Here is a 13,098-nt window from a genome sequence, read left to right as displayed (position 1 = left end):
TGTCAGCTGCCTCTTTGCATCTTGGCTTTTTTGGCCCGCAACATGGTCATCAGTTTGGTTGCCATGCCCGGTTTTTCGATTTGCGGCGCTCGTGAAAGTGCCAGTGCGTCCGGTTCGACGTCCGAGGTAATGACCGACCCGCTGCCTGTCATGGCACGGTCGCCGATATGCACCGGTGCCACAAGCATCGTGTTCGATCCGATAAAGACGTTATCACCAATCGTGGTGTGGTGTTTCAGTACGCCGTCATAGTTGCAGGTAATCGTCCCTGCGCCCACATTCGTCTGTGCGCCGAGGGTGGCATCTCCGACATAGCTGAGATGATTGACCTTCGTGCCTTCGCCGATGCGCGCGTTCTTGATTTCGACAAAATTTCCGATGCGTGTGTTTTCCGATAACTCGGCACCTGGCCGCAGCCGCGCGTACGGCCCAACAATCGCGCCCTGCGCGACGTGACAGCCCTCCAAATGCGAAAAGGCGCGTATCGTTGCGCCACTTTCAACGGTCACGCCGGGCCCGAAGACAACATAAGGTTCGATAACGCTGTCGCGCCCAAGCACCGTATCAAACGCAAAATGAACAGTGTCAGGCGCGATCAGTGTGACGCCGTCCTCCTGCGCGGTTTTGCGCGCATTGTCCTGAAAAATCTGCTCGGCCTGCGCCAGTTCAAGGCGTGTATTGATGCCCAGCGTTTCGGACTCGTCACACAGGACGACCGTGGTCGTGCGGTCCATCGCACGCGCGATGGCTACAACATCTGTCAGGTAATACTCACCTGCTGCATTGTCATTGCTAACTTTGCCGATCAACTCGAACAACAGCGAGGCCTTGCAGGCAACGACGCCGCTATTGCACAGAGAAATCGCGCGTTCCGCGTCGGTAGCGTCCTTGTATTCGACAATTCGGACCAGTTGTTCACCGTCCATGACCAGCCGCCCGTAGCGACCCGGATCCGCCGCTTCAAAGCCCAACACGACAACATCATATGTCTGCTGCGCCTCTACCATTGCCTGCAGAGTATCTGGTTTTACGAACGGTGTGTCGCCAAACAAAACGATTGCAGTGCCGTCAAACCCGACCAGTTCCGGTGCAGCCAGACCGGCGGCGTGCCCGGTGCCAAGTTGCTCTTCCTGAAGCGTCACAGTCACGGTCGGGTCAAAGTCAAGCGCCGCCTTGCGCACCTGATCTGCGCCATGGCCCGCGACGATGATGGTGCGCTCTGGGCTTAGGGGCTCGCCTGCGCGGACCGCATGTACCACCAGCGGAGCGCCGCCCAATGGGTGCAAGACCTTGGGCAACTCGGAATTCATCCGGCTACCTTTGCCCGCGGCGAGAACGATAAGTGCAATATTCATGCGGTTTCTCTTTGTAATCTGTTGCTGGCCTGTTTATCCGCTTCCTTCAAAGGTGCAAGGGAAGCTCAATCAAACATGGTTGCGACTTGCAACATTGGGTGGCACGGATTTGCTTGGTTGGACAAAGGTTGCGCGGGGCAAAACATGAAAACTGTCATATTCGATCTGGATGGAACGCTGGCCGACACCAGCGGCGACCTGATCGCGGCGGCGAACCACTGTTTTCGCGACATGGGCGCGGGCGATGTTCTTGATCCGACACAAGATCAGGGGACGGCTTTGCGCGGTGGGCGGGCCATGCTCACTCTGGGAATGAAACGTTTGGGTCGCGTCGATGACACCGCCGAGATCGACCGGTACTATCCGGTCTTGCTCGAGGCCTATGGTGCCGCAATCGATGTGCATACTTTTATGTACCCCGGTGCAATGGATGCTGTTGAGAGCCTCAAGGCGATGGGCTACGGCGTCGGGATTTGCACCAACAAGCCAGAGGGTTTGGCTGAACTTTTGCTGGGTCGACTGGGCGTACGTGATCAGTTCGGTTCGCTTGTCGGCGCGGACACTCTGCCCGTGCGCAAGCCAAACCCCGAGCCGCTTTTCGAAGCCGCACGGCGCGCCGGCGGGCATCCCGATCGCTGTGCCTTGATCGGAGATTCCGATACCGACCGGAACACCGCCCGCGCGGCGGGGGTGCCGAGCGTTCTGGTCACTTTTGGTCCGTCCGGCGACGACATGGCCGCCCTTTCCCCCGAAGCGTTGCTGCATGACTATGCCGATTTGCCTTCTTTGATTGACCGCTTGCTGGCTTGACGCCTTTACCCGCGCACGGCAATGCTGACCGAATGGAGACCGTATGAGCGAGATTTTTACCGGCAGCTTTACCCAGCAAGAGCCAATACCCGAGGCGGGGATTGATGCCGCGCTTGCGGTTCTGCGTCACGGCCGTTTACACCGGTACAATACCGCAGAGGGAGAAATCAGCGAGACCGCGCTGCTTGAGCAGGAGTTCGCGGCCAAGGTCGGCGCAAAATTCTGTCTTGCGGTTGCATCCGGTGGCTATGCGATGGCCACCGCTCTTCGTGCCTTGGGGGTGCGTCCGGGAGACAAGGTTCTGTCAAATGCGTTTACGCTTGCGCCGGTGCCGGGTGCAATCGCCGCCGTTGGGGCAGAACCGGTCTTCGTCGGTGTGACCGAAAGTCTGACCATTGATCTGGACGATTTGCAGGCAAAGCTCGATCAGGCCAACGTTCTGCTGCTCAGCCACATGCGTGGGCATCTTTGCGACATGGACCGTCTGATGGCGCTTTGCAACGCGGCTGATGTCAGGGTTGTCGAAGATTGCGCTCACACGATGGGGGCCGCTTGGAATGATGTGCCGTCGGGTCGGCATGGCGCAGTGGGATGCTATTCGTGTCAAACATATAAACATGTTAACTCAGGCGAGGGCGGGTTTCTTGTAACAGACGACGTGGACGTTGCGGCGCGGGCCGTGGTTCTTTCCGGCTCTTACATGTTGTTCGAGCGCCATCTTGCCGCCCCGCCAAAAGAAGCCTTTGAGCAAATCCGCTACGAGACCCCGAATATTTCCGGACGCATGGATAACCTGCGCGCTGCGATCCTGCGCCCGCAGGTCGCGGACTTGGAAACGCAATGCGCACGGTGGAATGAACGCTATTACCGGCTCGAAGAAGGCTTGCGCGGCACGCCCGGCCTTTCTGTCATCGACAGACCGCCCGAAGAAACCATTGTCGGGTCCTCGATCCAGTTTCTTCTGCTGGACTGGGCGGACAACGCGATACGCGACTTCGTGGACCGATGCCGTGGCCGTGGGGTAGAACTGAAATGGTTCGGGGATCCAAATCCTGTCGGCTTTACGAGCAGGTACGACAGTTGGCGCTATGCCACCTCGTCACCGATGCCCGCGACGGACAGAGTGTTGTCCGGCATATTGGACATGAGAGTGCCGCTGACGTTCTCGCTTGAGGACTGTGACCTTATAACGAGGATTATTCGTGCTGAGGTCGGATCGGTTTACCAGGCATAAGACAAGAAAACGGCGGCTTGATGCCGCCTTTTCTTTTGACGGGGCGCCTGTCGCGGCGTAGGATATGAACAAACGTTCATTAATTTGGCGCCGAGGAGAGATTCTGATGTTTAACGCGACGATGCAGTTTGATCTGGGCGAAGATATCAACGCTCTGCGTGATATGGTGCATCGGTGGGCGCAGGAGCGGGTGGCGCCTATGGCGGCGGACATCGACCGCAAAAACGAATTTCCGCCAGAGTTGTGGACCGAAATGGGCGATTTGGGCCTCTTGGGTATCACGGTCGACGAAGGCTACGGCGGCGCAGGAATGAGCTATTTGGCCCATACTGTCGCGATTGAAGAAATTGCGCGGGCGAGCGCCTCTGTCTCGCTCAGCTATGGAGCGCATTCAAACCTGTGCGTAAACCAGATCAAGTTAAACGGCACACATGAGCAGAAACAGAAATACCTGCCGGGTTTGATCTCGGGTCAGCACGTTGGCGCGCTCGCAATGTCAGAGGCGGGGGCCGGATCGGATGTGGTGTCGATGAGCTTGCGGGCTGAGAAGCGAAACGATCATTACAGGCTCAATGGTAACAAGTACTGGATCACGAATGGCCCTGACGCAACAACACTGGTGGTTTATGCAAAGACTGACCCGGACGCGGGATCAAAGGGCATCACCGCGTTTTTGATCGAAAAGGAAATGACCGGTTTTTCGACCAGTCCGCATTTTGACAAGCTGGGTATGCGCGGCTCCAATACGGCGGAGTTGATATTCGAGGACGTGGAAGTTCCCTTTGAGAATGTGTTGGGGGAAGAGGGGCGCGGTGTGGCCGTGCTGATGTCCGGCCTCGATTATGAACGGGTGGTTCTGGCCGGGATCGGTACGGGGATCATGGCGGCCTGTATGGACGCCATCATGCCTTACCTCAGCGAGCGCAAGCAATTCGGGCAGCCGATTGGGAACTTCCAGCTGATGCAGGGCAAGATCGCTGACATGTACACGGCAATGAACTCCGCGCGCGCGTATGTCTATGAGGTGGCAAAGGCCTGCGACCGGGGCGACGTGACGCGGCAGGATGCGGCCGCTTGCTGTCTTTATGCTTCTGAGGAAGCCATGAAGCAGGCACATCAAGCGGTACAGGCGATGGGGGGGGCTGGCTTTCTGAATGACAGCCCAGTGGCCCGGTTGTTCAGAGATGCCAAATTGATGGAGATCGGGGCAGGCACATCCGAGATAAGACGTATGTTGGTCGGGCGCGAGCTGATGGGAGCCATGACGTGAAACGCGCGTTTTTCATATGCATCGGCGTGCTTTGGGCCGGGGCGGCTTTGGCGCAGGATTTGCAATATGACGACGCCGCGACGCAGACTTGCATTGCGAACACGTCTGCACAGGGTGACTTTTCCGTTTGTGCGGGGCTCGCTGCGGACACCTGCATCAACGCGACGTCGGATGGATATACCACCGTGGGTAGGGGATATTGCTTGGATCAGGAACGGATGTTCTGGGATGCAAAGCTGAACAGAACCTATCAAGAAGTACTTAAGCGGGCGCAGCAGATAGACGCAGAATTGGCAGAGATCGGATCGTCGGCCCCGCCACAGGAACAAGCACTGCGGAACATGCAACGCGCCTGGATCACGTTTCGAGATGCGGCCTGTGAATTCGAGTACAGTCAATGGGGTGGCGGCACCGGCGGTGGGCCAGCCTATGTGTCTTGCCAGTTGTCACTCACTGCTGAACAGACATCGCGGCTGTCGCGCTGGCTGGAGGGGTAATGCCGAGGTGGGTCTGGTTCGCTCCTTTTGGTCTTTTGGTGGTTGCGCTTGCGCTGTGGGCGTTTCGCTGGGGCTGGATCGCGGCCACAATCAGCGAAACCGATGTCATCGAAACGTGGACGTCCCACTATCTGGCACACACTCCCGGCGGGCGGGCGACAGATTGTACGGGGCAGCCTGGTCGGCAGTCGGGGATCTGGATTTTAGTCAGCTGCGTGCATGCCGGCGGCCAGCGTGTCGATTATCCGGTCGACAGGTTCGGTCGCCTGCGGGAGTTGGCGCCGCAACCGCAAACAGGTCTCGCACCGGAAACCTGAGGGTGATGGCCACGCTTTCTGCCCCGCGAAACAATTCGACGCAAAGGTTTGTTCCATGAAACTGACTTCGCAGATCATTTCCGGCTCCGACGAGTTTCGCAACAACGAGGTCGCGCATCTGGCGGCCCTAGCCGAGGTTGAAGACGCCGCTCGTGCGGCAACGGCGGGCGGTGGCGAGCAAGCGCGCGCGCGCCATGAAAATCGTGGCAAGATGCTGCCGCGTGATCGTGTGGCCGGTTTGCTTGACCGCGCCAGCCCGTTTCTGGAAATCGGCGCGACGGCAGCGCATGGCCTCTACGACGGGGCCGCACCGGCAGCGGGTGTCATTGCAGGCGTCGGGCAGGTCTGCGGCCGCGACGTGATGGTTGTGTGTAATGACGCAACAGTAAAAGGCGGTACCTACTATCCTATGTCCGTCAAAAAGCATTTGCGGGCACAGGAAATTGCTCAGGAAAACCGGCTGCCATGCGTTTACCTCGTAGACAGCGGCGGTGCCAATCTTCCCAATCAGGATGAAGTCTTTCCCGATCGGGATCACTTTGGCCGGATTTTTTACAATCAGGCCCGCATGAGTGCTGCGGGCATCCCGCAAATCGCTGTGGTGATGGGATCGTGCACCGCGGGGGGAGCTTACGTTCCCGCGATGTCGGACGTGACAGTGATTGTAAAAGAGCAGGGGACAATCTTTCTGGCCGGACCGCCACTCGTCAAGGCTGCCACTGGCGAAGTGGTGAGTGCCGAAGATCTGGGCGGCGGAGACGTCCACACACGCTTGTCGGGCGTGGCAGACTATCTGGCCGAAGATGATGCGCATGCGCTGGCGTTGGCAAGACGCGCTGTGGCCAACCTTAACATCACACGCGCCACGGGCGTGGAATGGGCTTCGCCTGAAGAGCCGGCGTATGATCCCGCCGAGATACTCGGCGTGGTGCCTGCGGATTTGCGCACACCTTATGACATACGTGAAGTAATTGCCCGGCTCGTCGACGGGTCGCGATTTGACGAGTTCAAGGCTCGGTTTGGCGAAACGCTTGTAACCGGCTTTGCCCATGTCAAAGGCTGCCCTGTCGGGATCGTTGCCAACAACGGCGTGCTTTTTTCCGAGGCGGCCCAAAAAGGCGCCCATTTTGTCGAGTTGTGTTCGCAGCGCCGCATTCCGCTGGTGTTTTTACAGAACATCACCGGCTTTATGGTCGGCCGAAAATACGAAAACGAGGGTATTGCCAGACATGGGGCGAAAATGGTCACGGCGGTGGCCTGCACGTCGGTGCCGAAAATTACCATGCTTGTCGGCGGTTCGTTTGGCGCGGGCAATTACGGCATGGCCGGACGCGCCTACCAGCCAAGGTTTCTTTGGACGTGGCCGAATTCGCGCATCTCTGTGATGGGAGGCGCACAGGCAGCGGGCGTACTGGCAACCGTGAAACGCGACGCTTTGGAGCGGTCGGGCGAGACTTGGTCCGCCGAGGAAGAGAACGCCTTTAAAGCGCCCACCATCGAGATGTTCGAGCGGCAAAGCCATCCGCTTTATGCCTCGGCACGGCTTTGGGACGACGGCATTGTTGATCCACGCAAAAGCCGCGATGTGCTGAGCCTGTCTTTACGCGCTGCCTTGAATGCGCCGATTGAGGAGACCCGCTTTGGCGTATTCAGGATGTAATTGCGTGTGTGACGTCTTGTTGCCCCATAGCAGTCAGTGCGGATTTGAAATTGCACAGAGGGCTGGTGCAGGGGCCGCATTATGAATCAAGTCAATTCAGTCGCCGACAAGCTATCTTCAGCCGTAAATGGCATGAAGCTGCCCTCCTTGCCGACACTGGTGCGGGAAATCGAGTTGCCCGTCTACGTCATTCACAACAGCGCTGGCGTCGAAGACTACGTCTTTATTTTTGATTTTGAGGCTTTCGTCGAGCAATCTCGGCAAGGCAGTTGGGTGCGCCCGACGCTGCGGCTTTGGGCAGGGCGGTCTGACTTTGACAGACGGATTTTCGCGCGTGAGTTCAGGAAAAGCTTTGCGCGCGAGTTTGATTTGGCGCGGGCTGAGCTTGCCGGACAAAATCCCCGGAACTCCGGATGGTTCGGCGGATTGCCGGGGTTTTTCAGGGACCTTGCGGTGCCGTCGATTCCCGGTGTTATGTCCAATTTGGTCTTGCTGGTAGCACTGTCCGCCGAAAGCAAGGTTTTGGCGCAGATGCTTCCGCTGGCGTGGACGCGCGAAAAGTCAGATCAGGAGCGGCTGGAGGAAGGCATCGCAGAAACCCGTGATCGGGTCGATGCGGCCCTGCGCGACGTCAGCATCGCGCTTCACATCGATCTTTATCGTCACGCGCGGGGCGGTCACTCTCCCGAACCAATGAATGGTACTGATATCGATGCGTGGCCGCTGCCCGCTCATGTGCAACAACATGTTTTAGACGGAACGTCGGGATCTTGGTGGTAGAGAATGTTCGATAAGATACTGATCGCTAACCGGGGCGAAATTGCCTGCCGCATCATGGACACCGCGCAGAAGATGGGTGTGCGGTGCGTTGCGGTCTATTCCGACGCAGATGCGCAGTCCGCCCATGTCGCCATGGCAGATGAGGCTGTCCGCATTGGGGGCCCTGCGCCCGCTGACAGTTATTTGCGCGGGGATGTCATTATCAAAGCTGCCCGTGCGACAGGTGCACAAGCGATCCACCCCGGTTACGGATTTCTCAGCGAAAACCCCGAATTTGTCGAAGCTGTCGAAGCCGCCGGGCTGACCTTTATCGGGCCGTCTGCAAAAGCCATTCGCGCGATGGGATTAAAAGACGCGGCAAAGGCGCTGATGGAGAAGGCGGATGTTCCCGTTGTTCCCGGCTATCACGGTTCGGATCAGTCGGATGACGTGCTTTCAGCGGCGGCAGATGACATTGGGTATCCCGTCCTGATCAAGGCCGTTGCTGGTGGCGGGGGCAAGGGGATGCGGATGGTCGAAGCTGCCAGCGAATTCGCAGCAGCGCTTGCTTCTGCCCGTTCAGAGGCCAAAACCGCCTTTGGGAATGCTGACGTCCTCGTCGAGAAATTTGTGACCCAGCCGCGCCATATCGAGGTGCAGGTTTTTGGCGATGGTGCGCGGGCCGTCCACTTGTTCGAGCGCGATTGCTCATTGCAGCGCCGTCATCAAAAGGTGATTGAGGAAGCGCCTGCACCGGGCATGACAGAGACGGTGCGCGCGGCAATGGGTGCGGCCGCAGTACGCGCGGCCGAAGCCATCGGCTACGCTGGCGCCGGTACTGTGGAGTTCATCGTGGACGGGGCGGGTGGCTTGTCGGAAGACGGGTTTTTCTTCATGGAGATGAACACCCGATTGCAGGTCGAGCATCCAGTTACCGAAGCGATCACAGGTATTGATCTTGTGGCCTGGCAGTTGCGTGTCGCGGCAGGCGAAGCTTTGCCCGCGCGCCAGCAGGATATTTCGATCAACGGGCACGCGTTTGAGGCCCGACTATACGCAGAGGACGTCCCCGCCGGTTTTTTGCCCGCGACCGGCGATTTAACCCATCTTGCGTTTCCAAACGATGTTCGTGCGGACAGTGGCGTCCGGGCCGGAGACAGCATCAGCCCATGGTACGATCCGATGATTGCAAAGCTCATTGTGCACGGGCCTACGCGTGATATCGCTCTGGCCCGGCTACGGCGCGGATTGGCCGACACCGAGGTCGCGGGCAGTGTCACGAACCTTGCCTTTCTCGGCGCATTGGCGGAGCACAAGGGTTTTGCCGCTGGCCAATTCGACACGGGATTGATCGGACGGGATGTCGATGCGCTGACGCAGGTACTCGCACCGGAGCCTGCGCACTGGATTGCTGCAGCGATGGCTGCGGGTGGGTATGAGACGCTGCCGGAACACGCGGGTTTTGCCCTGTGGCTGCCTTTGCGGCAAATCGTTACGTTAAAACATGCGGACATCACGCTCACATTGACCGTTTCCGTGTTGGATGCGGATACTCAGCTTTGGATCGTTGACGGCTCTGAAATTGCGGTGTCGCGCCAAGGCGGGCGGTGGATGATTGAGGGGCGTCCGATCCCCCGCTGCATAAGCGCTGATGCGACCGTGACCGTGTTTGACCGCTATGGTTTGTGCTTTGAGGTGGCTGATCCGTTGGCGCAGGCTGACACAGCCGGCGGCGATGGAAATGTCATCGAAGCGCCAATGCCCGGCTTGGTGCGCGAGATCGCAGCAACGCCGGGGCAGGCCGTTCGTAAAGGGGACCGTTTGGCTGTGCTGGAAGCGATGAAAATGGAACATGGTCTTGTCGCTGCTCGTGACGGTGTTGTGGCGCAGGTGTTGGTGGCCGAAGGCGATCAGGTCGAGGCAGGCGCCGCCCTTATCCAGTTGCAGCAGGAGGAGCCAGCATGATCACGCTGCACCATTGCCCCCAGACCCGTTCGATGCGCACGCTATGGCTGCTGCACGAGTTGGATATAGATTTTCAGGTGCGCACCTATCCGTTTGATCGCAGCTTGCGCAGCCCGGAATTCTTGTCGCTTTCGCCAGCAGGGCGCGTTCCGGCGCTAGAAATTGAAGGTGAGCGCATGTTTGAAACAGGCGCGATCACAGAATACCTGTGCGAACGCTTTAGCCCCGACAGGTTGGGGCGGATGCCGGGGACCCCGGATCGAATGAGCTGGCTGGTCTGGGTGCATTTCGCCGAGACCGTCAGCCAACACGTGGCGGCGCTGACACAACAACACGTGATGCTGTTTGAGGACACCATGCGCAGCCCAATCGTCATGAAGCTTGAGGCCGCACGAGTGGCCAAATGCTATTCTGCGATAGAGGCGCGGTTGTCGACACCAGTCGAGAACCGGGACTATCTTCTTACTTCTGGATTTTCGGCAGCAGACGTTTCTGTGGGGCATGCCGTCTACATGGCGCAGTACTTTGCAAAAATTGATGGCTACCCCGCGCTGCAGGACTGGTACGCCCGGATTTCGGCGCGTGAGGGCTTTCTCGCGTCGTTACCGCAGGGTGACGGGATATATGAGCGAGACTTTTACGCGCCTTGGTCTGTAGAGTGAGGTTAGCGGCTAGGGAGGATGCGCGATGACACTGGGAAACTGTGAGATATTCGAGGTAGGTCCACGTGACGGTCTGCAGAACGAGAAACGCGAAATTCCGGTTTCTGAAAAGATCGCGCTGGTAGACCGGCTGACACAAGCTGGTTTCAGCCGTATCGAAGTGGCCAGTTTCGTTTCGCCGAAATGGGTGCCGCAAATGGCGGGATCGGCAGAGGTGCTTGAAGGCATCACCCGGGCCGAAGGGACGCGATACGCGGCATTGACCCCCAACATGCGCGGTTACACTGACGCGTGTGCCGCTGGTGCAGACGAGATTGCGGTCTTTGCGTCGGCGTCCGAAGGGTTCTCCAAGGCCAATATCAACGCCACTATTGCCGAAAGCATCGAGCGTTTTCGGCCAATCCTTGAAGAGGCGCGGCATATCGATCTGCCGGTCCGTGGCTATATCTCTTGCGTGGTCGAGTGCCCCTATGACGGTGCTGTTGCGCCGGCTGATGTGGCGCGGGTGGCCGACACACTGTTTGCGCTGGGCTGCTATGAGATCAGCCTTGGCGATACGATCGGGGCCGGCACGCCCGACAGTATCGCGCGCATGCTTCTGGCTGTGCGGGATGTGGTACCGGCCGGTCGGCTGGCAGGGCACTATCACAATACCAACGGTCGCGCTTTGGAGAACATCGACACATCGCTCAGCCTGGGACTGCGCGTGTTCGATGCGGCGGTTGGTGGATTGGGGGGGTGCCCTTATGCGCCGGGCGCTGCAGGAAATGTGGCGACCGAAGACGTGGTAGAGCATTTGCATGTTTTGGGCTACGAAACCGGTCTTGATCTGGATGTGTTGCGCGATGCAGCCCGGATGGCGAAGGCGATGCGCCATACTCCTGCCGGGCAGGAGCCGGAAAATGCCTGATACGATCCGTATCCAGACCGATCACAGAGGGGTCGCAACCCTAACCCTGAATCGTCCGGAAAAACATAATGCGATCTCTGCGCAAATGATGGCGGAATTGACGCAAGCCGCAGCAGATCTCGCTGCCGACCCAAAGGTCAGGGTCGTCGTTCTGACGGGCGCGGGCAAAAGCTTTTGTGCCGGTGGAGACCTTGGCTGGATGCGTGCGCAAATGCAGATGGATGCCGATACCCGCGCTGCTGAGGCCCGCAAACTGGCGGAAATGCTTGGCGCACTCAATCGGCTGCCAAAGCCGCTGATCGGCGCGGTTCAGGGGAACGCTTTTGGCGGCGGCGTCGGCATGGCGTGTGTCTGTGATGCAGTCATCGGCGTGGACACGGCCAAGCTGGGGCTTACCGAAACGCGACTGGGCCTGATTCCGGCCACCATCGGGCCGTACGTCTTGGCGCGCATGGGCGAAGGGCAAGCGCGTCGTGTTTTCATGTCCGCCCGTATTTTTGATGCAGCGGAGGCCGTCGCGTTGAACATATTCTCGCGCGCCGTGGCCGATGATGATCTGGCAGTCGCGGTTGAGCGAGAGGTCGTGCCTTACCTGTCCTGTGCGCCGGGTGCAGTCGCCGCCGCAAAAGCATATGCGCGCAGTCTCGGTCCCCTAATTGACGACAACATCATTGATCAGTCCATCGCGGCGCTGTCAGAGCGCTGGAAAGATCCGGAAGCATCTGAAGGTGTCGGTGCTTTCTTTGAAAAGCGCAAAGCGCGTTGGATGCCCTGAACGAAAAGCGCCAAATTATCCTCCGCCCCGTCACCTTTCGGTTACATACAGCCGCTACGACACACTCAGAGTAAACGGTCGTTCGCTGTGTTTGCTCGCCAAGATCGATGCGGCGCGCAAAAGTTACAAGTTATCTGGTTTTTGTCCCGCGCAAGTGTGCCGCTGGCTAAACCAAACAGATTTTAACGATTGACGTTTTAATTATTAGGCGGGCCGCGAAAGCGGTCCGCTTTTGTTTTTCGCATGACAAAAAATAAAGCCCACAGGCGCTGGGCGCCTGTGGGCTTATCATCCGGTAACCTCAGCGATTACTTCGGCAACAGTACCTTGTCGATCACGTGGATGACACCGTTTGTCGCCATCACATCGGCTGCGACAACATTTGCGTCGTTGACCTTGACCGCGCCACCGCGACCGTCAACATGAACGGTCGCGCCGTTCACCGTTGCAACGTTCTGGCGTTTGCCCAATACCGCTTCTGCAGGCACAGCGCCGGACAGCACGTGGTATGTCAGGATGCTGACAAGCTTGTCTTTATTCTCCGGCAGCAGCAGGCTTTCGACCGTACCTGCTGGAAGCGCGGCGAATGCATCGTCAGTTGGAGCGAATACTGTGAAGGGGCCTTCGCTGCGAAGGGTGTCTTCGAGACCGGCAGCTTGCACTGCAGCGACCAGCGTATTGAAGCTGCCATTGGAGGCGGCTACATCCACGATGTCATCACCCATGTCAGCAGGGGTACATGCTGCGATAGCGGCAAGCGCGCCGGCTGCGATAGTGGCTTTCAGTGCGAAACGTCTGTTCATAACTTCTTCCTTGTTTGACCTTCGACCGGGCAAGCGGTCGACCCTGTGTCGATCCCTGTTCCTGCCGGTTGTTAGATGAAG

General features: G+C 58.6%; 13 protein-coding genes. 11 read left to right on the top strand and 2 right to left on the bottom strand.

Annotated features, from left to right (window positions below):
* Positions 1-2: 2 nt before the first annotated feature.
* On the bottom strand, positions 3-1,355 hold the full coding sequence (gene glmU / locus AC2D8V_RS08390) for a bifunctional UDP-N-acetylglucosamine diphosphorylase/glucosamine-1-phosphate N-acetyltransferase GlmU (protein WP_484733075.1): 1,353 nt from the start codon (positions 1,353-1,355) through the stop codon (positions 3-5).
* Between the two features lie 144 nt (positions 1,356-1,499).
* On the opposite strand from glmU, the gene AC2D8V_RS08385 reads away from it, so the two are divergent.
* The 11 genes from AC2D8V_RS08385 (at position 1,500) to AC2D8V_RS08335 (ending at position 12,214) form a co-directional block, all read left to right on the top strand.
* Positions 1,500-2,165 carry an HAD-IA family hydrolase gene (locus AC2D8V_RS08385; protein ID WP_484733074.1) on the top strand — a complete coding sequence of 222 codons (666 nt, stop codon included), beginning with the start codon at positions 1,500-1,502 and terminating at the stop codon, positions 2,163-2,165.
* A 43-nt stretch (positions 2,166-2,208) separates the two neighbouring features.
* Positions 2,209-3,399 carry a DegT/DnrJ/EryC1/StrS family aminotransferase gene (locus AC2D8V_RS08380; protein WP_484733073.1) on the top strand — a complete coding sequence of 397 codons (1,191 nt, stop codon included), beginning with the start codon at positions 2,209-2,211 and terminating at the stop codon, positions 3,397-3,399.
* A gap of 106 nt (positions 3,400-3,505) precedes the next feature.
* Complete coding sequence (locus AC2D8V_RS08375; protein ID WP_484733072.1) at positions 3,506-4,669, top strand: isovaleryl-CoA dehydrogenase; 1,164 nt, start codon at positions 3,506-3,508, stop codon at positions 4,667-4,669.
* Entirely contained in the window at positions 4,666-5,166 is a 501-nt protein-coding gene (locus tag AC2D8V_RS08370) for a lysozyme inhibitor LprI family protein (protein ID WP_484733071.1), read from the top strand. Before AC2D8V_RS08375 ends, AC2D8V_RS08370 begins: the two co-directional genes overlap by 4 nt.
* Positions 5,166-5,483, top strand: a complete 318-nt coding sequence (locus AC2D8V_RS08365) for a hypothetical protein (RefSeq protein ID WP_484733070.1) — start codon at positions 5,166-5,168, stop codon at positions 5,481-5,483. The genes AC2D8V_RS08370 and AC2D8V_RS08365 overlap by 1 nt, the downstream gene beginning before the upstream one ends.
* A 55-nt stretch (positions 5,484-5,538) precedes the next feature.
* Positions 5,539-7,143, top strand: coding sequence for a carboxyl transferase domain-containing protein (locus AC2D8V_RS08360; RefSeq protein ID WP_484733069.1), 1,605 nt, complete (start codon positions 5,539-5,541; stop codon positions 7,141-7,143).
* Between the two features lie 81 nt (positions 7,144-7,224).
* Entirely contained in the window at positions 7,225-7,923 is a 699-nt protein-coding gene (locus AC2D8V_RS08355) for a hypothetical protein (protein ID WP_484733068.1), read from the top strand.
* 3 nt (positions 7,924-7,926) lie between these two features.
* A complete protein-coding gene (locus tag AC2D8V_RS08350; protein ID WP_484733067.1) occupies positions 7,927-9,867 on the top strand; it encodes an acetyl/propionyl/methylcrotonyl-CoA carboxylase subunit alpha in 1,941 nt (646 codons plus the stop codon).
* Positions 9,864-10,529, top strand: a complete 666-nt coding sequence (locus tag AC2D8V_RS08345) for a glutathione S-transferase family protein (RefSeq protein ID WP_484733066.1) — start codon at positions 9,864-9,866, stop codon at positions 10,527-10,529. Before AC2D8V_RS08350 ends, AC2D8V_RS08345 begins: the two co-directional genes overlap by 4 nt.
* A gap of 25 nt (positions 10,530-10,554) precedes the next feature.
* On the top strand, positions 10,555-11,439 hold the full coding sequence (locus AC2D8V_RS08340) for a hydroxymethylglutaryl-CoA lyase (protein ID WP_484733065.1): 885 nt from the start codon (positions 10,555-10,557) through the stop codon (positions 11,437-11,439).
* Positions 11,432-12,214, top strand: coding sequence for a crotonase/enoyl-CoA hydratase family protein (locus AC2D8V_RS08335; RefSeq protein WP_484733064.1), 783 nt, complete (start codon positions 11,432-11,434; stop codon positions 12,212-12,214). Before AC2D8V_RS08340 ends, AC2D8V_RS08335 begins: the two co-directional genes overlap by 8 nt.
* Positions 12,215-12,522: 308 nt before the next feature.
* Here AC2D8V_RS08335 and AC2D8V_RS08330 read toward each other — a convergent pair whose 3' ends face one another.
* On the bottom strand, positions 12,523-13,017 hold the full coding sequence (locus tag AC2D8V_RS08330) for a fasciclin domain-containing protein (RefSeq protein WP_484733063.1): 495 nt from the start codon (positions 13,015-13,017) through the stop codon (positions 12,523-12,525).
* Positions 13,018-13,098: the final 81 nt, after the last annotated feature.

The sequence above is a fragment of the Roseobacter sp. YIN89 genome (assembly GCF_057219365.1).
This window is presented reverse-complemented; position numbering and strand designations above follow the sequence as displayed.